Source organism: Leifsonia sp. TF02-11, assembly GCF_017565305.1.
Lineage (GTDB): Bacteria > Actinomycetota > Actinomycetes > Actinomycetales > Microbacteriaceae > Leifsonia.
The window spans coordinates 504,287-522,913 of the sequence record NZ_JAGEKP010000004.1 but is presented as its reverse complement, the minus strand read 5'-3'; the positions used below and the strand labels follow the sequence as shown (position 1 = coordinate 522,913).

At 70.8% G+C, this 18,627-nt stretch carries 21 protein-coding genes; 12 read left to right on the top strand and 9 right to left on the bottom strand.

The genetic code is table 11. The features are described 5' to 3' along the window. Positions 1 to 9: 9 nt before the first annotated feature. Complete coding sequence (locus tag JNB50_RS08310; RefSeq protein ID WP_208039618.1) at positions 10 to 2,433, bottom strand: ATP-dependent DNA ligase; 2,424 nt, start codon at positions 2,431 to 2,433, stop codon at positions 10 to 12. A gap of 87 nt (positions 2,434 to 2,520) precedes the next feature. On the opposite strand from JNB50_RS08310, the gene JNB50_RS08305 reads away from it, so the two are divergent. After that, the gene (locus JNB50_RS08305; RefSeq protein WP_208039617.1) at positions 2,521 to 3,411 is read left to right on the top strand and encodes a Ku protein; all 891 of its coding nucleotides are present in this window, start codon (positions 2,521 to 2,523) and stop codon (positions 3,409 to 3,411) included. Then, complete coding sequence (locus tag JNB50_RS08300) at positions 3,408 to 4,376, top strand: DNA topoisomerase IB (protein ID WP_208039616.1); 969 nt, start codon at positions 3,408 to 3,410, stop codon at positions 4,374 to 4,376. Before JNB50_RS08305 ends, JNB50_RS08300 begins: the two co-directional genes overlap by 4 nt. On the opposite strand, the gene JNB50_RS08295 is transcribed toward JNB50_RS08300, so the two are convergent. Beyond that, entirely contained in the window at positions 4,362 to 5,888 is a 1,527-nt protein-coding gene (locus JNB50_RS08295; protein WP_208039615.1) for an MFS transporter, read from the bottom strand. The genes JNB50_RS08300 and JNB50_RS08295 overlap by 15 nt on opposite strands. Before the next feature lie 156 nt (positions 5,889 to 6,044). Between JNB50_RS08295 and JNB50_RS08290 the strand changes: the two genes are divergently transcribed. Next, positions 6,045 to 6,956, top strand: coding sequence for a sigma-70 family RNA polymerase sigma factor (locus tag JNB50_RS08290; RefSeq protein WP_208039614.1), 912 nt, complete (start codon positions 6,045 to 6,047; stop codon positions 6,954 to 6,956). 51 nt (positions 6,957 to 7,007) lie between these two features. Here the strand turns inward: JNB50_RS08290 and JNB50_RS08285 are convergent, their stop codons facing one another. Together JNB50_RS08285 and JNB50_RS08280 are read right to left on the bottom strand one after the other, a co-directional pair. After that, positions 7,008 to 7,193, bottom strand: coding sequence for a hypothetical protein (locus tag JNB50_RS08285; RefSeq protein ID WP_208039613.1), 186 nt, complete (start codon positions 7,191 to 7,193; stop codon positions 7,008 to 7,010). 130 nt (positions 7,194 to 7,323) lie between these two features. After that, a complete protein-coding gene (locus JNB50_RS08280) occupies positions 7,324 to 7,665 on the bottom strand; it encodes an ATP-dependent DNA ligase (RefSeq protein ID WP_208039612.1) in 342 nt (113 codons plus the stop codon). Between the two features lie 27 nt (positions 7,666 to 7,692). Between JNB50_RS08280 and JNB50_RS08275 the strand changes: the two genes are divergently transcribed. After that, the gene (locus JNB50_RS08275) at positions 7,693 to 9,231 is read left to right on the top strand and encodes an SDR family oxidoreductase (RefSeq protein WP_208039611.1); all 1,539 of its coding nucleotides are present in this window, start codon (positions 7,693 to 7,695) and stop codon (positions 9,229 to 9,231) included. Here the strand turns inward: JNB50_RS08275 and JNB50_RS08270 are convergent. After that, positions 9,212 to 9,769, bottom strand: coding sequence for a MarR family winged helix-turn-helix transcriptional regulator (locus tag JNB50_RS08270; protein WP_208039610.1), 558 nt, complete (start codon positions 9,767 to 9,769; stop codon positions 9,212 to 9,214). The genes JNB50_RS08275 and JNB50_RS08270 overlap by 20 nt on opposite strands. Positions 9,770 to 9,845: 76 nt before the next feature. On the opposite strand from JNB50_RS08270, the gene JNB50_RS08265 reads away from it, so the two are divergent. From JNB50_RS08265 to JNB50_RS08240, 6 genes are read left to right on the top strand one after another with little or no spacing between them, the layout of a single operon-like run. Further along, positions 9,846 to 10,955, top strand: coding sequence for a polyprenyl synthetase family protein (locus JNB50_RS08265; RefSeq protein WP_208039609.1), 1,110 nt, complete (start codon positions 9,846 to 9,848; stop codon positions 10,953 to 10,955). After that, positions 10,952 to 11,854, top strand: a complete 903-nt coding sequence (locus tag JNB50_RS08260; protein ID WP_208039608.1) for a squalene/phytoene synthase family protein — start codon at positions 10,952 to 10,954, stop codon at positions 11,852 to 11,854. The genes JNB50_RS08265 and JNB50_RS08260 overlap by 4 nt, the downstream gene beginning before the upstream one ends. Beyond that, positions 11,851 to 13,482 carry a phytoene desaturase family protein gene (gene crtI, locus JNB50_RS08255; RefSeq protein WP_208039607.1) on the top strand — a complete coding sequence of 544 codons (1,632 nt, stop codon included), beginning with the start codon at positions 11,851 to 11,853 and terminating at the stop codon, positions 13,480 to 13,482. Before JNB50_RS08260 ends, crtI begins: the two co-directional genes overlap by 4 nt. After that, a complete protein-coding gene (locus tag JNB50_RS08250; RefSeq protein ID WP_208039606.1) occupies positions 13,479 to 13,805 on the top strand; it encodes a lycopene cyclase domain-containing protein in 327 nt (108 codons plus the stop codon). The genes crtI and JNB50_RS08250 overlap by 4 nt, the downstream gene beginning before the upstream one ends. Continuing rightward, positions 13,802 to 14,119, top strand: coding sequence for a lycopene cyclase domain-containing protein (locus tag JNB50_RS08245; RefSeq protein ID WP_208039605.1), 318 nt, complete (start codon positions 13,802 to 13,804; stop codon positions 14,117 to 14,119). Before JNB50_RS08250 ends, JNB50_RS08245 begins: the two co-directional genes overlap by 4 nt. Next, positions 14,116 to 15,000, top strand: a complete 885-nt coding sequence (locus JNB50_RS08240) for a prenyltransferase (protein WP_208039604.1) — start codon at positions 14,116 to 14,118, stop codon at positions 14,998 to 15,000. Before JNB50_RS08245 ends, JNB50_RS08240 begins: the two co-directional genes overlap by 4 nt. Positions 15,001 to 15,003: 3 nt before the next feature. On the opposite strand, the gene JNB50_RS08235 is transcribed toward JNB50_RS08240, so the two are convergent. Beyond that, entirely contained in the window at positions 15,004 to 15,384 is a 381-nt protein-coding gene (locus JNB50_RS08235) for a VOC family protein (protein WP_208039603.1), read from the bottom strand. Positions 15,385 to 15,520: 136 nt separating this feature from the next. Between JNB50_RS08235 and JNB50_RS08230 the strand changes: the two genes are divergently transcribed. Continuing rightward, positions 15,521 to 16,465: a nuclease-related domain-containing protein gene (locus JNB50_RS08230; RefSeq protein WP_208039602.1), complete on the top strand. Its 945-nt coding sequence runs from the start codon at positions 15,521 to 15,523 to the stop codon at positions 16,463 to 16,465. Between the two features lie 33 nt (positions 16,466 to 16,498). Beyond that, positions 16,499 to 16,888: a VOC family protein gene (locus JNB50_RS08225; protein ID WP_208039601.1), complete on the top strand. Its 390-nt coding sequence runs from the start codon at positions 16,499 to 16,501 to the stop codon at positions 16,886 to 16,888. 20 nt (positions 16,889 to 16,908) lie between these two features. Here the strand turns inward: JNB50_RS08225 and JNB50_RS08220 are convergent, their stop codons facing one another. Genes JNB50_RS08220 through JNB50_RS08210 form a run of 3 tightly spaced genes read right to left on the bottom strand, consistent with a single transcriptional unit; the run spans position 16,909 to position 18,565 of the window. Next, positions 16,909 to 17,718 (bottom strand): DUF72 domain-containing protein, encoded by an 810-nt coding sequence (locus JNB50_RS08220; protein ID WP_208039600.1) that lies wholly within the window; start codon positions 17,716 to 17,718, stop codon positions 16,909 to 16,911. After that, complete coding sequence (locus tag JNB50_RS08215) at positions 17,718 to 18,080, bottom strand: RNA-binding S4 domain-containing protein (RefSeq protein WP_208039599.1); 363 nt, start codon at positions 18,078 to 18,080, stop codon at positions 17,718 to 17,720. Before JNB50_RS08215 ends, JNB50_RS08220 begins: the two co-directional genes overlap by 1 nt. Next, positions 18,077 to 18,565, bottom strand: a complete 489-nt coding sequence (locus tag JNB50_RS08210) for a hypothetical protein (protein ID WP_208039598.1) — start codon at positions 18,563 to 18,565, stop codon at positions 18,077 to 18,079. Before JNB50_RS08210 ends, JNB50_RS08215 begins: the two co-directional genes overlap by 4 nt. Positions 18,566 to 18,627 lie beyond the last annotated feature (62 nt).

Here is an 18,627-nt window from a genome sequence, read left to right as displayed (position 1 = left end):
CCGGCGCGGTCACGACTCCCGCACGACCTCGTCGACGGACTTGTCGGGCCGCAGGCCCCGCCACGACGGCTGGCGGAGGCGGTCGGTGCCCGTCCACTCCGCGAACTCGACCTCGCCGACGTATTCGGGACGCACCCAGTGCGCGCCGCGCGCGTCGAGGGAGGGCACGCCCTCCAACGGCGGGGTCTTGCGCTCGTGCGCCGAGAGCTTCCTCGCGAGGTCGTCGAGCATCGCGTCGGTGAAGCCCGTGCCCACTTTGCCCACGTAGCGCAGCGTGTCGCCGTCGGGGATGCCCAGCAGCAGCGCGCCGATCCCGTTCGCCCGCCGGCCGTTGCCTGGCGTCCAGCCGCCGATCACGACCTCCTGACTCAGATGGTGCTTGATCTTGATCCAGGTGCGCGAGCGCCGGCCGGTCGCGTACGTGCCGTCGCGCTGCTTGGCCATGACGCCTTCGAGGCCGAGCTCCTTCGAGGAGGCGATGGCGTGGTCCACATCCCCGGCGAACGCCGGCGGCACCTGCACGGGGTGGTCCTTGGGCGGCGTGAGCGCGGCCTCCAGCGCCGCGCGGCGGTCGTCGTAGGTCTCGCGCCGCAGATCCTTCCCGTCGAGCTCGAGGAGGTCGAAGACGAAGTAGTGCGCGGGGGCGCGCTTCGCAGCCGCCTCCACCTCCGCTGGTCGGGTCAAGCCCATCCGGGTCTGCAGGAGACCGAAATCGGGCCGGCCCTGCCGGGTGAGGGTCACGATCTCGCCGTCGACGACCAGGTCGTGGTCGCCGGCCAGCTCGACGAGCCCGGCGAGGTCGGGGTAGGTGCGGGTGACGTCGTTGCCGTTGCGGGTCGTCAGCCGGAGCGCGCCGCCCTGCACGACCGCGATCGCGCGGATGCCGTCCCACTTCATCTCGAACGCCCACTCGGCCTCGTCGTGGATGTCCTTGCGTGAGCCGAGGGTGGCGAGCATGGGGGAGATCGGGGGACTGTCGATCGGATGGGCGGTCGTCTTCTTCGCGGCGGGGGCCTTTGGTGCGGCCGTTCCGCGCGGGTCCGCGTCCTTCATCAGGTGGATCAGCCAGTTCTTCTCGTCCCCGCCCTGCGCGGTGGCGATGAGCGCGAACTTCCGGGGCACGCCGCCCAGTCCGCCGTCCTCCTGGCCGTGCAGGGTGACGATCACTTCGTCGTCGCGCCACTTCTCGAGCTCGTATTCGCCGTGGTCCCAGATGTCGACGTGGCCGGCCCCGTACTCGCCGTGCGGGATGTCGCCGGCGAACGTTCCGTACTCCAGGGGGTGGTCCTCCACGTGCACCGCCAAGTGGTTCTGCTTCGGGTCCGTCGGCGGCCCCTTCGGCAGCGCCCAGCTCACCAGCACGCCGTCGTGCTGAAGGCGGAAGTCCCAGTGCAGCCGCCTGGCGTGGTGCTCCTGGATGACGAACGAGCGGCCGTCGGCGGCGTCGGGGCTCACCGACGGCACCGGCTCCGGCGTCCTGTCGGCGTCGCGCTTGGCGCGGTAGGTCGTGAGGCGGTCGGTCTCCTCGGCTGCTGGGCGCCCAGCGGCGAGGCCGGCGAGCGGATCCCCGCGCTTCTGCACGCGGTCGAGCACCTCCGGGTACTCCAGCTGGCGCAGCTCCTTCGAGGCCAGCTCCCGCCAGGTGCGCGGCGCCGCCACGGTCGGCCGGAACCGCCCGCGCAGCGAGTAGGGCGCGATCGTCGTCTTGGCTCCGTTGTTCTGGCTCCAGTCGACCAGCACCTTGCCCGCTCGCAGCGTCTTCTTCATGTCGCTCACCACGAGGTCGGGATGGTCGGCCTCCAGCGCTCGGGCGAGCTCGTGCGCCACGGCGGAGACCTGGTCGCTGGTCTGCGAGCCGTCGAGCGGGGCGTACAGGTGGATGCCCTTCGACCCGCTGGTCACCGGGAGCGGATCGAGCCCCATGTCGGCGAGGATGGCGCGCGCCAACCGGGCCACCTCCGCGCAGTCGAGCAGCGTCGCGCCCTCGCCCGGGTCGAGGTCGAGCACCAGGCGGTCGGGGTTCCTGCGCTCGCCTCCGCGGCCCACTCGCCATTGCGGCACGTGGAGCTCCAGTGCGGCGAGCTGCGCGAGCCAGACGAGGGTGGCCCGATCGTTCGCGAGCGGGTAGGTGTTGGCGCTGGTCTTGTGCGTGATCGTGCGCGTCTTCACCCAGCCGGGGATGGACGACGGGTCGAGGTTCTTCTGGAAGAAGACCTCGCCGGGATGCTCGGGCGTCCCGACGCCGTGCACCCAGCGCTTACGGGTGGCGATCCGGTCGCGGGTGTGCGGGATCATGACATCGGCGATCGCGCTGTAGTAGCCGATGACGTCGGCCTTGGTGGTCCCGGTCTCGGGGTACATCACCTTGTCGAGGTTCGTCAGCCGCAACCGGTGGCCGTCGATCGAGACCGTCTCGGTGTCCTTGGCAGCCATGCGAACACCGTACGCCGCCGCGCCCTGCTCGGGCACGTCCTCCTTTCGACCATTGAGTTTGCGCGCTTCCACGGACACGATGGACGCATGAGGGCGATTTGGACGGGCGCTATCACTTTCGGGTTGGTCAACGTGCCCGTGAAGGTCTACAGCGCGACAGAGGATCACGACGTTGCGCTGCACCAGGTGCACGACGCCGACGGCGGGCGCATCCGGTACAAGCGCGTCTGCGAGATCGACGGCAAGACCATCCCGTACGAGCACATCGCCAAGGCCTACGACGACGGCGAGCGCACGGTCATCCTGACGCCGGAGGACCTGGAGTCGCTGCCCGCCGAGCGCAGCAGGGAGATCGACGTGGTCGAGTTCGTCCCCAACGACCAGCTCGACCCGCTGTGGTTCGACCGCAGCTACTACCTGGAGCCCGACTCCAAGTCGCTGAAGGCGTACGCGCTGCTGCGCAAGACGCTGGAGGACGAGGACCGCACGGCCATCGTCAACTTCGCCCTCCGCCAGAAGACCCGGCTCGGCGCGCTGCGCGTGCGCGGCAACGTGCTCGTGCTGCAGACGATGCTGTGGCACGACGAGATCCGCGAGGCCGACTTCCCTTCGCTCGAGACGACGCCGCGGATCACGGAGCGCGAGCTGTCCCTGTCCGCAGCGCTGATGGAGAGCTTCGCCGGCGACTTCGAACCGGAGAAGTTCACCGACGAGTACCAGGAGGAGCTCCGCAAGCTCATCGACGCCAAGCTGGAGCAAGGCGAGAGCATCGACACGGCGGCCACCTTCGGCGAGGAGCCCGAGGAGAAGAAGGGCGGAGGCGAGGTCATCGACCTGATGGAGGCCCTGCAGCGCAGCGTCGAGCGCAGCAGGGGAGGGGGCGACGCCGCGGAGAAGAAACCGGCCGCGAAGAAGGGCTCCGCCGCGAAGGCCTCCGCCGCGAAGTCGCCGGCGAAGAAGGCCAAGAAGCCCGCGTGACGCGCCTGCGCCGCAGCGATCCGACCGGCCCCGGGTACGCGCGGCGTGACTCGGCGGCCGGGCCCGTCTACGAAGACGAGGCAGGCAACCGGATCGTGGACGAGCGCGAGCTCGAGCGGATCCGGTCGCTGGTCATCCCGCCCGCATGGAAGGACGTCTGGATCTCGCCGGACGCCCGCGGGCACATCCAGGCCGTCGGGACGGACGCCGCCGGGCGTCGCCAGTACCGCTACCACGACTCGTGGCGCCTGCATCAGGACCGCGTCAAGTTCGAGCGGGCGGCGCAGCTGGCCGAGTCGCTGCCCGCGGCGCGCCGAAAAGTGACGATGGATCTGCGCGAGGAGGGGTTCGGTCGCGACCGCGTCCTCGCCGCAGCGTTCCGGATCATCGATCTCGGCAGCGTGCGCATCGGGAGCGAGGAGTACCTGCACGCCAACGGAAGCCGCGGGCTCACCACACTGCTCTGCCGGCACGCACGGATCGACGGCGACGAGATCACCCTCACGTTCCCGGCGAAGTCGGCCCAGAAGTGGACGAGCACCATCGCCGACGCCGACCTCGCCGAACTGCTCGCCGAGATCCAGGCGCTGCGGGGGCAGCGCTCACGGCTGCTGTCGTGGAAGGACGGCACTTGGCACACCATCCGTCCCGCGTCGCTCAACGAGTACGTCCGCCGGCAGACGCGCGGCGAGTTCACGGCCAAGGACTTCCGCACCCTGCACGGCACGATCGTCGCGGCCCAGGCGCTCGCCGAACTGGGCGTCGGAGGTTCGGACGCCCAGCGCAAGAAGCGGATCTCCGCCGCGGTGAACGAGGCGGCGGAGGCTCTGGGCAACACCCCGACGATCGCGCGCAACAGCTATATCGACCCGCGCATCTTCGACCGCTACCGCAACGGCGAGGTGATCGACACCGGCGGCGGCCGTGCGCCGGAGCCGGCCCTGCTGGAGCTACTCGCGGGCTGATCGCGCCGGCGTCCCCGCCGACAACGGCGCCGCGATGTCCTCCAGCGACTTGTTCTCTGCGTCCACCCCGAGGAACAGCTCGACCAGGCCGGCGGCGATCATCAGACCGGCGCCGAGGTAGTAGCCGAGCACGACGGCATGGATGCCTCCGTCGATCAGGGTGCCGAACAGGATCGGTCCCACGATCCCGCCCGCCGCGGTGCCGACGGCGTAGAAGAACGCGATCGCCATCGCGCGGGTCTCCATCGGGAAGATCTCGCTCACGGTGAGGTAGGCGGCGCTGGCTCCGGCGGACGCGAAGAAGAAGACGACCATCCAGCAGGCGGTGAGCCAGAACGCGTCGAGGACTCCCGCGTCGAAGAGGATCCCCGTTCCGACCAGCAGCACACCGGAGCCGATGTAGGACAGGGTGATCATGAACCGGCGCCCGACGGAGTCGAACAGCCGGCCGAGGAGGAACGGGCCGAGGAAGTTGCCGATCGCGATCGGCACCAGCGCCCACGGCGCGACGTCGGTCGGCACGTGCAGGAGCTTCGTCAGCACGAGCGAGAAGGTGAAGAACACGGCGTTGTAGAGGAAGGCCTGTCCGATGAAGAGCGAGAGTCCGAGGATCGAGCGCTTCGGGTAGACCGTCACTCCGACGCGGACGATCTCGCCGAAGCCGGTCGACCTGCGCTGACGGATCTCGATCGCCCGGTCGTCGGGCACCGGCTCGAGCGCAGAGCCCTGCTGCGACTCGATGTCGTGCTCGATCGCGCCGACCTCCTTCTCGGCCGCGTCGTTCCGGCCGTGGATGAACATCCAGCGCGGCGACTCCGGCACGTTCCTGCGCACCAGGAGGATCACGAGGCCGAGGACCGCTCCGAGCCCGAACGCGATGCGCCAGCCGACATCGGCCGGGAAGATCGCGGTGTCGAGCAGGAAGACGGTCAGCACGGCACCGAACGCCGTGCCCAGCCAGTACGAGCCGTTGATGGCGAGATCGACGACGCCGCGACGCCGGGCGGGGATGAGCTCGTCGATCGCGGAGTTGATGGCCGCGTACTCGCCGCCGATGCCCGCGCCGGTGAAGAACCGGAACAGGAAGAACATCCACGGCGCGACCGAGAACGCCGTCAACACCGTGGCGAGGAGGTAGAGGCCGAGCGTGACGATGAACAGCTTCTTCCGGCCGAACCGGTCGGTCAGATAGCCGAAGACCAGTGACCCGGTGCAGGCGCCGGCGACGTAGATCGCCGCCGCCAGGCCGACTTGGCTCGTGGTCAGGCCGAGCCCCGAGTCCGGCTCGGTGAGGCGGCTGGCGATCGCGCCGACGATCGTCACCTCGAGTCCGTCGAGGATCCACACGGTGCCGAGTCCGACGACCACCAGCCAGTGGAAACGAGACCACGGCAACCGGTCGAGGCGGGCTGGGATCGTGGTCCGGATGGTGGTCAAGCCGGAGTCTTGCTGGGAATCGGATGAATGCACGCTCACGCACGTCACGGTACGAGGAGTGCCCTCCGCCGCCATCCCCTTGACATCGGGGCATTTGCATCGACGCAAACGACACGCCTAGCGAGTGCTCCCACGACTGTCAACCCCTTGTTGGGGTCATAGGCAATCTGCCTACCCTGAAGCACGAATCGAGGCAGAAAGACTCTGCGCACGATGGGATGGGATGACACCATGACGACGCTCGAAGTGACCAATGATCCAGTTCGCGACTACCTCAATTCGATCGGGAGGACCCGTCTGCTCACCGCGGACGAAGAGGTCGCCCTGGCCAGGAGGATCGAGGTCGGCGTGCTCGCCGGCGAGCGGCTGGCCACCCGCCCGGGCCTGACTCCGCGCGAGAAGAGGGAGCTGCAGTACCTGGCCGACGACGGCAAGCGTGCATTCGAGCGCTTCATCGAGGCGAACCTCCGCCTCGTCGTCAGCATCGCCAAGCGCTACGCCGGGCGCGGCCTGCCCGTCATGGATCTGATCCAGGAGGGCAACCTCGGTCTCGTCCGCGCCGTCGAGAAGTTCGACTACCGCACGGGCAACAAGTTCTCCACGTACGCCACCTGGTGGATCCGCCAGTCGATCCTCCGCGGCATCGCTGACACGGCCCGCCTGATCCGGATCCCGGTGCACACGGTGGAGAAGATCGACAAGCTCGACCGGATCCGGCGAGACCTGGGCGGCGAGCTCGGTCGCACGCCCACGCTGGAGGAGATGGCGGAGGCCGCCAACCTGACCCCTGCCGAGGTGCACAAGCTGCGGATGAGCGACTCGGAGACGGTGTCGCTGGCGGTTCCCGTCGGCGAGAACGAAGGTGCCGAGCTCGGCGACCTGATCGAGGACGGCGACGCACCGGGACCGTCCGAGTCGGTCGAGGTCGAGTTCCGCCACCGCGACCTAGAGGATCGCCTGCGCGACCTCCCTCCGCGCGACGCCAAGGTGGTGCGGATGCGCTTCGGTCTCGACGGCCAGAAGCCGATGACGCTGGACGAGGTCGGCGAGGTCTACGGGATCACCCGCGAGCGCGTGCGCCAGCTGGAGACGCGCAGCCTCAAGCGGCTGCGCTGCCCGGAGCTGCTCGAATACCTGCGGTGATTCGGGTGCGGAGCTGAGCGCTCCGACCGAGAAGTACGGGGAACCCCGGGCTCAGGCGAGCTCGGGGTTCTCGTGTTCGGCGACTGCCTGATCGAAGGGGATGTCTCCGGGGCGGTCGCCGGGAGCGGCCTCGTCGGCGCCTGCCTCCGCGTCCGCGGGCGCGGCGATCGGCTCGGCCACGGGCGCCTCCGCCGGTGCGGCGGGGGCGGCGACCGGTTCTTCTGCTTCCGGTGTCATGGCGCGCCTCCACTTCCTGCCATGATCAGGCCACCTTAGGCGCGTGACGGGGCCCGAACAAGCTATCGCTGAGGGTCTCTCAGCAAGTTGGCGGCTGGAGTTCCGGTCGGCGCGGTCCCTTCAGGGCGACTCAGCGGCCGGGGGGAGCGTCGGCATTGACCTCGTCAGCGCCGAGGGCGCCGATCTCCTCGGTCAGCTGCAGTCCCTGGGCGCTGTTGGACGAGAGGGTGAGCGCCTCCAACCAGGTCTTGTTGATCTTGGGAGGGCGCCCGCCGCTGTAGCGGAACAGGAGAGGAATCGCCGGGTCGATCCAGATCGCGCTGCGGCCGTCGCCGACCGACTGCTCGTCGCGCCACGAGAAGAAGAAGCCCTCCTTGCGGCGCAGCTTGAGCCCGACCACGATCTGCAGGTGCGCGAGGACCCGATCCTCGAAACCGATCTCAGTCGTTCCTCCGTAAACAAGCTTGCCCATGCCAGAACCGTACCTGACGGTCGGTGGATGAGGCATCGGTGGGAGGGGTATGTTCGGGCGGTGACGGCATTACACGTTCTCGTGACCGGGGCCACCGGCTACATCGGCGGCCGTCTCGTGCCGCGCCTCCTGGAGCGTGGGCACCGGGTGCGTGTGCTGGTGCGCTCGCCGCTCAAGCTGACCGACGTGCCGTGGCGCGACGACGTGGAGGTCGTCCAGGGCGATCTCGGTGACCCGGCCGCCGTGGAAGAGGCTGTCCGGGGCATCGACGCCGTCTACTACCTGGTGCACTCCATGCGGGCCACCGGCGATTTCGACGCGGACGAGGCACGGGCGGCGCACGCGGTGGCCGACGCGTCGGCGGCGGCCGGCGTTCGCCGGATCGTCTATCTCGGTGCCCTGCACCCGGACGGCCCGCTCTCCCGCCACCTCCGGTCGCGGGTCGCGGTCGGGCGCATCCTCCTCGACTCGGGGGTTCCGACGGCCGTGCTGCAGGCGGGCGTGGTCATCGGCTCCGGATCGGCGTCGTTCGAGATGATCCGCCAGCTCACCGATGTGCTGCCGTACATGCCCGCGCCGCGCTGGGTGCGCAACCGCATCCAGCCGATCGCCGTGCGAGACGTGCTGCACTACCTGATCGAGGCGCTCGAGCTGCCTCCCGAGGTCTCCCGCACGTTCGACATCGGCGGCCCCGACATCCTGCGGTACGGCCAGATGATGAACGGCTACGCGCTGGAGGCGGGTCTTCGGCAGCGGCCGATCGCCTCCCTGCCGGTGTTCACCCCGTGGCTGGCGTCGCAGTGGGTCAACCTCGTCACGCCGATCCCGCGCGCGCTCGCGGTGCCGATCATCGAGTCGCTCCAGTACGACTGCGTGCGGCACGAGAGCGACATCGACGCGCTGATCCCGCCGCCGGACGGCGGGCTCACCGGGTACCGGGCGGCGGTCCGCCTCGCCCTCGCCCGCATGCGGGAGGGCGCCATCGAGACGAGCTGGAAGGACGCGTCCGTCTCCGGCGCACCCAGCGACCCGCTGCCGAGCGATCCGGAGTGGTCGGGACACGCCGTCTACACGGATGTCCGCGAACGGGCCAGCGACGCCGGCGCCGACGACGTCTGGCGGGTGATCGAGGGTATCGGGGGAGAGCGCGGCTGGTATTCGTTCCCGCTCGCCTGGGCGCTGCGCGGCTGGGCCGACAAACTGGTGGGCGGGGTCGGCCTGCGTCGCGGGCGTCGTCACGCCGACCGGCTGCAGACGGGGGACGCCCTCGACTGGTGGCGGGTGGAGCACCTCGAGCGCGGTTCCACCGTGCGGCTGCGCGCCGAGATGCGCGTGCCAGGGCGCGCCTGGCTCGAGTTGGGCGTCCGGCCCGAGGGCGAGGGCAGCCGGTACTGGCAGCGGGCCGTGTTCTTTCCGCGCGGGCTTCCCGGCCGACTCTACTGGCTGGCCGTCCTCCCGTTCCACGGGATCGTCTTCGAGGGGATGGCCAACCGGATCGTGGTGGAGGCCGAGCGCGCGGCGGCCGCACGGCGCGCCGGCGCCGCCGTCACTCCGGGGGAGCGCTGATGAGCGTGGTCGCGCTCAGGTCGTCGAGGAACCGGGTGACGATCTCCCGCTCTTCCGGGCTGAGCCCGCGGGCCACCTCGAAGCGTCGCGCGTGCTGCATGCCCATGGTGCGCCGCACCTGACGGTGCGTCTCTGGCGTGATCTCCACGGTCACGGCCCGGCGGTCGGTGGGGTGCGGGCGCCGCACGATGTGTCCGGCGCGCTCCAGCCGGTCGAGCAGCTTCGTGACGGAGGCGGTCGACACGTGAAGGTGCTCGCTGAGGGCGCCGGCGGTCACCGCGACGTTCGCGTTCATCGACGCGATGATGTACCGCAGCGCCTTCATGTCGGTCTCGTTGAGCTGGAGGGCGGTGCGCGACTCGAGGTTGAGCCGCTGCTCGGACTCCCGCCAGCGGCGCACCGCGTCGAGCACGCCGATGATCTGCTGGAGCTCGTCGTCGGCGAGGTCGTCGTGGCGCACGAGCTCCTGTCGCGGGTCGATGACGCGCGGGTCGATCAGCGCGCCGGAGATGCGGCGCGCCTCGTCCTTCGAACTCATGCGGACATCCTATTGCCGCCCATAAGAAGCGTGCTAGGTTATTTACTAACCTGGCTAGGTAAGGGAAGATCGTCGCATGACCCAGCTCCATCCGGACAGCGCGGGCGTCAGCAGCCCGAGGGAGAACGTCGCCGACGCGATCGAGGCGGACCTGCTCCTCGTCGAGCACGAGTTCTCGGCGTTCCTCGCCGCCCGCAGCGCCGAGGCCGCCGAGTACGGCGACGCCTACCTGCGGCTGTGGCAGAGCGTGACCGAGTCCGCCCGCGGCGGCAAGCGACTGCGACCCCGCCTCGTGCTGACCGCCTACCACGGATTGAACGGCGCCGGCGGCCGGTCCGACGCCGTGCAGACCGCTCTGGCGTTCGAGCTCCTGCACACCGCGTTCCTGCTCCACGATGACGTGATCGACGGCGACACCGTGCGCAGGGGCCGGCCGAACGTCGCGGGCGAGTTCAGTGCCGATGCGGTGTTCCGCGGGGCCGACGCGGCGCGAGCGCTGCTCTGGGGCCAGTCGGCCGCCATCCTCGCCGGCGACCTCCTGCTCCACGCCGCCATCCAGCGGGTCGCGCGGCTGTCGACTGCGGAGCCCGCGCGCTCGCTGATCCTCGATCTGCTCGACCGCGCGGTGTTCGTGACGGCCGCGGGCGAGCTGGCCGACGTCGGCCTGGCGACCGGACTGTCCGGGGGCCGGATCGAGGACGTGCTCGCGATGACGGAGCAGAAGACCGCCGAGTACACCGTGGCGGCTCCGCTCGCGGCCGGTGCGGCCCTCGCCGGCGCCGGCGAGGAGCTCCGCGACCTCCTCGCGGGCTATGGACGGCTCGTCGGCACGGCCTTCCAGCTGGGCGACGACCTCCTCGGCGTGTTCGGGGAGGAGTCCGTGACCGGCAAGAGCACGAGCAGCGACCTCCGCCAGGGCAAGCAGACCTCGCTGATCGCCTTCGCGCGCGGAACCGCGGAGTGGCCCGCGATCGGGCCGCTGCTGGGCCGCCCCGACCTGAGCGCCGCCGACGCGGCGGCGGCGTGCGGGGCGCTGGAGCGCTGCGGCGCGCGGGCGCACGTGGAGCGTCAGCTCGCCGCGCACGTCGCGGCCGCGATCGCGGCACTCGACTCGGCGCTGGTCCCCGCCGAACTCGCCGCGGCCCTCACCGGGCTCGCGCTGACCTGCGTCGGGCGGACGTCATGACGCGCGTCGTCCCGTCGCCCGCCGCGGCCTCGTCCCCGCCGACCGATCTCGCGCTGTACGGGCAGGCGGCACACCGCAGCGCCGCCACGATCATCCACGAGTACTCGACGTCGTTCGGGATGGCGACGCGCCTGCTGGCGCCGTCCGTGCGCCCGGGGGTGGAGGACGTCTATGCGCTGGTGCGGGTGGCCGACGAGATCGTCGACGGAGCCGCCGCGGAGGCCGGACTGTCCCCGGCCGAGATCGCGGAGATGCTCGACGCCCTGGAGGACGACACCGAGCGCGCGCTGCGGGTCGGCTACAGCGCCAACGTCGTCGTGCACGCCTTCGCCCGCACGGCGCGCACCGCGGGCATCGGACCCGAGCTGACCCGCCCGTTCTTCGCGTCGATGCGGCGCGACCTCGATCCGGTCGACTTCAGCGCCGACGAGCTCAGCACCTACATCTACGGCTCGGCGGAGGTCGTCGGCCTGATGTGCCTGGCGGTGTTCCTGCACGACGCGCCCGTCGCCGACCCCGTCAGACAGCGCCTGGAGGCCGGCGCCCGACGCCTCGGCGCGGCCTTCCAGAAGCTCAACTTCCTGCGCGACCTCGCGGTCGACTACGCCGAGCTCGGGCGGAGCTACTTCCCCGGCATCGACCCGGCCCAGCTGACCGAGCGCCAGAAGCTCGCGCTCGTGGTCGACATCGACTGCGATCTGGGAGCCGCCGCCGATGTCATCCCCGAGCTCCCGGCGAACTGCCGTCGCGCGATCCTGGCGGCGCACGGTCTGTTCTCCGAGTTGAGCGACCGCATCCGCGCCACGCCGGCCGCCGACCTGATCGCGCGCCGGGTCAGCGTTCCGACGCGCACGAAGCTGGCCGTCCTGGTCCGGGCGACCGCGGAGACACTGCGGTGACGGCGCGCACCGGGCACGACCGCTCTTCCGGCCCGCGCCGCGCCGTCGTGATCGGCGGCGGGATCTCGGGGCTCGCGACGGCCGCCCTGCTGGCGCACGACGGCCACCGGGTCACGGTGCTCGAGCAGCGGGACGTGCTCGGCGGCCGAGCCGGCCTGTGGGAGGCCGACGGATTCCGCTTCGACACCGGGCCGTCCTGGTACCTGATGCCCGAGGTCTTCGACCACTTCTTCCGGCTCCTGGGCACGAGCGCGCAGGAGCAGCTCGACCTGGTGACGCTCGATCCCGGCTACCGGCTGTTCGCCGAGGGGGCGGAGGCACCACTCGACATCCGGTCCAGCGGAGCGGCGAACCGCGCTCTGTTCGAGAGCGTCGAGCCGGGAGGCGCCGCAGCCCTCGACCGCTACCTGGCGAGCGCATCCGAGACCTACCGGCTCGCGGTCGACCGATTCCTTTACGCGACCTACGCGTCGCCGCGCCCGCTGCTCGACCCCGCCGTGATCCGGCGACTCGGCCGGCTCGTGCGACTGCTCGTGGAACCGCTCGACCGCTACGCCGCCGGCTTCGTGGACGACCCGCGCCTCCGCCAGCTCCTCGGCTATCCCGCCGTCTTCCTCGGCACGTCGCCCGGACGCGCACCGAGCATGTACCACCTGATGAGCCACCTCGACCTGGACGACGGCGTCCGCTACCCGATGGGAGGCTTCGCCGAGCTCGTCGCACGGATCGCGGCGCTCGCCGAAGCCGGGGGAGCGCAGCTCGTCACCGGTGCCCGTGCCGTGGCCATCCGCACGGAGGCCGCCGGCCGCCGGACCAGGGCCAGGGTCTCCGGTGTCGAATGGCTCGACGCGGCGGGTGCTCTCCAGCTCGCCGAGGCCGACCTCGTCGTCTCCGCCGCCGACCTGCACCACACGGAGACGCAGCTGCTCGCTCCCGGGCTGCGCACGCACCCCGAACGCCGCTGGCGCGGCCGCGATCCCGGACCGGGAGCCGTGCTGGCGATGCTCGGCGTGCGCGGCGGCCTCCCGCAGCTGTCGCATCACAACCTGTTCTTCACGGCCGACTGGGAGGCCGGTTTCTCGCGCGTGTTCGGCCCGCGCCCCGGCATCCCCGACCCCGCATCGCTGTACGTCTGCAGGCCGAGCGCGACCGATCCCGGCGTCGCGCCGGCCGGCCACGAGAACCTGTTCGTCCTCGTGCCGGTGGCCGCCGACGTGTCGATCGGCGCAGGCGGCGTCGACGGAGCGGGCGACCGTCTCGTCGAGCGCACTGCCGACGCGGCGGTCGCGCAGATCGCCGCCTGGGCGGGCATCCCCGATCTCGCCGACCGGGTCGTGGTGCGGCGCACCGTCGGCCCCGACGACTTCGCCCAGCAGGTCAACGCCTGGCGCGGCGGTGCGCTCGGGCTGGCGCACACGCTGCGGCAGAGCGCGTTCTTCCGACCGGGCAACGCCTCGCGCCGGGTCGACGGCCTCCTGTACGCCGGCTCGTCGACCATTCCCGGCATCGGGCTGCCGATGTGCCTGATCAGCGCGGAGCTGGTCGTCAAGCGGCTGCGCGGCGACGACTCCGCGGAGCGGCTGGCCGAGCCGCTGGCTCCAGCGGGACGGCCGGAGCGGGTGCCGTGAGCGTCGCCTACCTCGCCTGCCTGTCGATCGCTTCCGCCGCACTCGTTCTGCTCGACCGACGGTTCTCCCTGGTCTTCTGGCGGGATGCCCGCCGTGCCGCGCTGACGCTGGTCGTCGGGCTGGCCTTCTTCCTCTGCTGGGATGCCGCGGGGATCGCGCTCGGGGTCTTCGCGCGCGGAAGCTCGCCGTTCATGACCGGCGTCGAGCTCGCCCCCGAGCTCCCGTTGGAGGAACCGGTGTTCCTCGCGTTCCTCTGCTATCTGACGCTGATCCTGCTCTTCGGCGTCCGCGCGGCGCTCGACCGCCGGGAGCGGCGCCGATGACCTACCTCCTCATCGACCTCGTCTTCCTGGCGTCGGCCGTCGCCGTGCTCGCGGTCGCGCTCGCCCGCGAGCCCGATCGCGCAAGGCTCGTGCGCCGATGGTGGCTCCCGGCGATCGTCTCCGTGCTGGTGCTGGTGGTGCTCACGGTCGTCTTCGACAACGCGATGATCGCCGCAGGCCTGATGACGTACGCCCCGCACACGGTCTCCGGAGCCCGCATCGGCCTGGTCCCCGTCGAGGATCTCGCCTACCCGGTCGGCGGGCTCCTGATCCTCACCGGCCTCTGGATCCTCCTGCGACGGAGGCCGGCATGACCACGACCACCGCGCCTTCGCTGCTTCGCCAGCTGGTGCTGGCCTCCCGCCCGCTCAGCTGGATCAACACCGCGTTCCCGTTCGCCGCCGCCTACCTGCTCACCACCGGACGCGTCGACACCGTGCTCGTGGTCGGCACGCTGTACTTCCTGGTGCCGTACAACCTCGCGCTCTACGGGATCAACGACGTGTTCGACTACGAGTCCGACCTGCGCAATCCGCGCAAGGGCGGCGCGGAGGGCGTCCTGCTCGACCGGCGCGTGCACCGGGCGACGCTCGTCGCCGCCGCGGTGACGAACGTCCCCTTCCTCGTGTTCCTCGTCGCCGTCGGGCCGCCCCTGTCGTGGCTCGTGCTCGCGGTGAGCCTCTTCGCGCTGGTGGCGTACTCGGTCGCGGGCCTGCGCTTCAAGGAGGTCCCCTTCCTCGATTCGGCGACCTCCAGCTTCCACTTCGTCAGCCCGGCGCTCTACGGTCTCGTCCTCGCCGGAGCGGTGTTCACACCCGCGCTGTGGCTGGTGCTGGTCGCGTTCTTCCTGTGGGGCGTCGGCAGCCACGCGTTCGGCGCGGTACAGGACATCGTGCCCGACCGGGAGGCCGGGATCGCCTCGATAGCGACGGTGCTCGGCGCCGCCTGGACGACACGGTTCGCGATGGCCGCGTGGACGGCCGCAGGTCTGGCGATGCTCGGTACGCCCTGGCCCGGGCCGGTCGGCGCGCTGCTCGCGGTGCCGTATCTGCTGACCGCCGCGCCGTTCTGGTCCCTGCCCGACGAACGCGGAAGCGCCGCCAACCGGGGCTGGCGGCGCTTCCTCTGGATCAACTACGCCTGTGGTTTCGCCGTCACCCTGCTGTTGATCGCCTCCGCGCTCTGGCGGAGCTGAGCCCTAGTCCCTCGGGATCATCTGCTGCAGGCTCCAGCCGTTGCCGTCCGGGTCGGTGAAGTAGACGAACCGCCCCCAGGACTGCTCGTCGACGCCGACGGCCTCCACTCCGTTCTCGCGCAGGTGGGCGAGCGCCTCGTCGGCGTCCGGGATGACGATCTGCAGGCCCTTCATCGTGCCGGGGACCATGTCGGTCAGTCCCAGGCCGAACGCGATCGAGCAGGCCGAACCGGGAGGCGTCACCTGCACGAACCGGAGGGTGGGGGAGACGACCTGGTCGTGGTCCGCGTTCCAGCCGAGCGCGTCGACGTAGAAGGCCTTGGCCCGGTCGACATCGGTGACGGGGACGATGATGAGCTCGATACGCCAATCGCTGATGGTCATGATTCCTGCCCTTTCGGTTGTCCGTTCCTGTGATTCCAGCGTAGGAGGGCTAGCGGTCAGATTCCGTCCTCAATCACATTGCGCCCACACCGGAAATCAAGCGAACTCGCGGATCCGCCCGATAGTGTCGTGAACCATGACCGACAGTCCCGCCGCGCCGAGCCCGTACGAGGTGCTCGGGGTCAGTGCGACCGTCAGCCAGGACGAGTTGCGCCGCGCCTACCGGCGCCTCGCCCGCGCCACGCACCCGGACACCGGCGGGACGGCAGCGGCTTTCCAGGCGGTGCAGGCGGCATGGGAGCTCGTCGGCGACCCGGAGGACCGCGCGCGCTACGACCGCGGCGAGAGCCTCATGGTCGACGCCGTCTCCGGAGAGTCCGGCGGCGGAGGATTCAGCGCGACCTTCCACGCGACGCGCGCGTCCGCGCGCGGGGCCACCGTGCGGGCGCGCAGCTACGGGCACCCGGGCGGACGGGCGCGCGAGCGGTTCCTGACCCTCATGCGTGAATGGATGGGCCGCGGCTCCGACGCCGACCCGTACGACCCCGGGCTCGTGCGCTCGGCGCCGCGCGAGATCCGCATGCTGCTGGCGGAGGCGCTCGCCGAGGAGGCGACGGCCCGCGCCGTCTCTGGCCTGGGCATCGGCTTCACGATCTGGAATGATGTCGCGGTGCACCCGGCGACGGATGCCAAGCTCGACCACATCGTGCTCGGCCCCGCCGGCCTGTTCGCCGTTCGCTCCGCCGACTGGGGGAGCGAGGTCAAGCTCGCCAAAGGTGAACTCACGGGTGCAGGCATCCGCCGCGAGGAGCAGCCGTTCCACGAGCTCCACGCATCGGCCAAGAGCTTCGCGCGCCAGGCAGGGGTCCGCTTCACCGGCCTGATCGTCGTCGTCCCCGACGACGCGCTCGCCGTGCCGTTCGACGTCGTCCAGCGCGGGCGGCTGTCCGGGTCGCTGGTCGTGCGGCGATCGCTGCTGCCGAAGATCCTGCGCGACGGCGCCGACGCGGCGGGCCGCGAGAGCGTCGACCGGGCGTTCGAACTGCGGCCACGGCTGCAGGAAGCGGTCCGCTTCGTCTAGACTCGCGGGTCGGCTCGGGGCAGAGTGGATCGCATGGTCACCACTCTCGAGATCTTCAGCGGATTCAGCGTGAACGACATCGATGCGGCGCGCTCGTTCTACCGGGACGCACTCGGCCTCGACGTCACCGACGGCCCGATGGGCAACCTCGACATCGCGCTCCCCGCGGGCAGCCATGTCTTCGTCTACCCCAAGCCTGACCACCAGCCCGCGAGCTTCACCATCCTCAACCTCGTCGTCGCCGACATCGACGCGGCCGTCGACGAGCTCAACGCGAAGGGCGTCGTGACCAAGATCTACGACGACGACGCGCTGCCGACCGACGAGAAGGGCATCGCACGCGGCAAGGCCGTCGACCGCGGACCGGACATCGCGTGGTTCCGCGATCCGGCAGGCAACGTGATCTCGGTCCTGCAGAACTGACCGGAGACGACCGGCCGCGTTCAGCGCAGCCGGTCGCGCAGTCCCATCGCGTCGTAGGGTGCGCGCACCTTCAGATCGTTGTCGAAGTACGCGTAGACGTCGCGCCCGGCCTCCAGATGCCCGCGCAGCTCGCCGGCCCAGCGGTCCAGCGCCTCATCGGTGTACCCGCTGGCGTACAGTTCCTCGTCGCCGTGGAGGCGCACGTAGACGAAGTCGGCCGTCACCTCGCGGATCACGGGATAGCGCCCGGCCGTGTCCGCGAGGACGACGGCGACACCGTGCGCACGCGCGATCCGGACGAACTCCGGGTCGGCGAAGCTCGGGTGCCGGGCCTCCACCGCGTGCCGCAGGTGTCGCTCGCCGCCGGAGATCAGATCGATGCGGCCCTCCTCCAGCGTGGTCTCGGCCGCGAGCGTCCGCGCCTCGGCCGCCGTCGTCGGCAGCAACGCGAGAAACGCGTCGAGCGTCTCCGGATCCAAGGGCAGGTTCGGCGGCAGCTGCCAGAGCATCGGCCCGAGCTTGGGTCCGAGCGCGAGCACCCCGGACGCGAAGAAGCTGGCCAGCGCCGCCCGCGCGTTGCGCAGCCGCAGGATGTGCGTGATGTAGCGGCCGCCCTTCACGGAGAAGACGAAATCGTCGGGCGTGTTCTCGGCCCAGGAGCGGTAGCTCGACGGCTTCTGCAGCGCATAGAAGCTGCCATTGATCTCGATCGAGTCGAGCTTCGACGACGCATACTCGAGTTCGGCGCGATGCGGCAGCCCCTTCGGGTAGAAGACACCGCGCCAGGGCGGGTAGGTCCACCCGGAGATGCCGACGCGCGCCACCGCCATCAGCGACCCCGGAGCTGCTCGATCAGGCGCCGGTCGCGCTTGGTGGGTCTGCCGGCACCGCGCTCGCGGGTGACGTCCGACGGCGCCTCGGTCTTCGGCGGGGGAGGCGGCGTGCGGTCCTCGAAGCACTCGGCGGCGACCGCGGCACCCACGCGCTTCACGATGAGCCTGCGCGCGATGTAGATCTTCTCGCCGCCGCCCACGTACGCGCGGATTTCGTCGCCCACCTTCACCTGCTGCGACGGCTTCGCGCGGTCGCCGTTGACCTTCAGGTGGCCGGCCTTGCAGGCGTCCGACGCGGCGGACCGGGTCTTGTAGAGGCGCACGGCCCAGGCCCAGGCGTCGACGCGGACGCTCGTCATGGCCGGAGTGCGGGCTCCGCGGCGGCGGGTGTCTCCGTCTGGTCCTCCTCGGCCAGCTGCGCCTTCCACTTCACGAGGCTGCGCACCGTCCTGGAGCGATCCTTCGCCAGCTTCTCCATCACGTCCGCCGGCACGTAATAGTTGACCGCCACCCAGCCCCTGACGGTCTCCGAGCGGTCGCTCGCGAGCGAGCGCAGGATGTCGCACGGCGTCGCCTCGTTCTTGGCGACGCAGCCGCGCACGCCCTCGTCCGGATCGTTCGCCAGGGTCAGGAACAGGTCCTCCGGCGTGTTGTAGCTGGAGGCGACGGCCTCCCGGATCTTCGGGTTCGGGTCGGACGCGAGCAGCCGCAGCCGCCGCAGCTTGCTCTCGGTGAACTCCGGCGCAGGATGCAGCGCAGCGGCCTCCTCGGCCGTGAGCATCGCGGGACGGTGGTCGCGCATGGCCTGGCGCTGGGCGGGGGTGTTGAAGCGGATGCAGGACATATCCCCACCGTACGCGCTGGATCCATCGAAAGGTGGAAGCGCTCGCAGCCGCGTCGCGTTAC

Coding starts and splice junctions, on each gene's coding strand:
- JNB50_RS08310 (WP_208039618.1), bottom strand. CDS start 2,433: ATGGCTGCCAAGGACACCGAGACGGTCTCGATCGACGGCCACCGGTTG.
- JNB50_RS08305 (WP_208039617.1), top strand. CDS start 2,521: ATGAGGGCGATTTGGACGGGCGCTATCACTTTCGGGTTGGTCAACGTG.
- JNB50_RS08295 (WP_208039615.1), bottom strand. CDS start 5,888: ATGGCGGCGGAGGGCACTCCTCGTACCGTGACGTGCGTGAGCGTGCAT.
- JNB50_RS08290 (WP_208039614.1), top strand. CDS start 6,045: ATGACGACGCTCGAAGTGACCAATGATCCAGTTCGCGACTACCTCAAT.
- JNB50_RS08285 (WP_208039613.1), bottom strand. CDS start 7,193: ATGACACCGGAAGCAGAAGAACCGGTCGCCGCCCCCGCCGCACCGGCG.
- JNB50_RS08280 (WP_208039612.1), bottom strand. CDS start 7,665: ATGGGCAAGCTTGTTTACGGAGGAACGACTGAGATCGGTTTCGAGGAT.
- JNB50_RS08275 (WP_208039611.1), top strand. CDS start 7,693: ATGAGGCATCGGTGGGAGGGGTATGTTCGGGCGGTGACGGCATTACAC.
- JNB50_RS08270 (WP_208039610.1), bottom strand. CDS start 9,769: ATGAGTTCGAAGGACGAGGCGCGCCGCATCTCCGGCGCGCTGATCGAC.
- JNB50_RS08265 (WP_208039609.1), top strand. CDS start 9,846: ATGACCCAGCTCCATCCGGACAGCGCGGGCGTCAGCAGCCCGAGGGAG.
- JNB50_RS08260 (WP_208039608.1), top strand. CDS start 10,952: ATGACGCGCGTCGTCCCGTCGCCCGCCGCGGCCTCGTCCCCGCCGACC.
- JNB50_RS08245 (WP_208039605.1), top strand. CDS start 13,802: ATGACCTACCTCCTCATCGACCTCGTCTTCCTGGCGTCGGCCGTCGCC.
- JNB50_RS08240 (WP_208039604.1), top strand. CDS start 14,116: ATGACCACGACCACCGCGCCTTCGCTGCTTCGCCAGCTGGTGCTGGCC.
- JNB50_RS08235 (WP_208039603.1), bottom strand. CDS start 15,384: ATGACCATCAGCGATTGGCGTATCGAGCTCATCATCGTCCCCGTCACC.
- JNB50_RS08230 (WP_208039602.1), top strand. CDS start 15,521: ATGACCGACAGTCCCGCCGCGCCGAGCCCGTACGAGGTGCTCGGGGTC.
- JNB50_RS08225 (WP_208039601.1), top strand. CDS start 16,499: ATGGTCACCACTCTCGAGATCTTCAGCGGATTCAGCGTGAACGACATC.
- JNB50_RS08220 (WP_208039600.1), bottom strand. CDS start 17,718: ATGGCGGTGGCGCGCGTCGGCATCTCCGGGTGGACCTACCCGCCCTGG.
- JNB50_RS08215 (WP_208039599.1), bottom strand. CDS start 18,080: ATGACGAGCGTCCGCGTCGACGCCTGGGCCTGGGCCGTGCGCCTCTAC.
- JNB50_RS08210 (WP_208039598.1), bottom strand. CDS start 18,565: ATGTCCTGCATCCGCTTCAACACCCCCGCCCAGCGCCAGGCCATGCGC.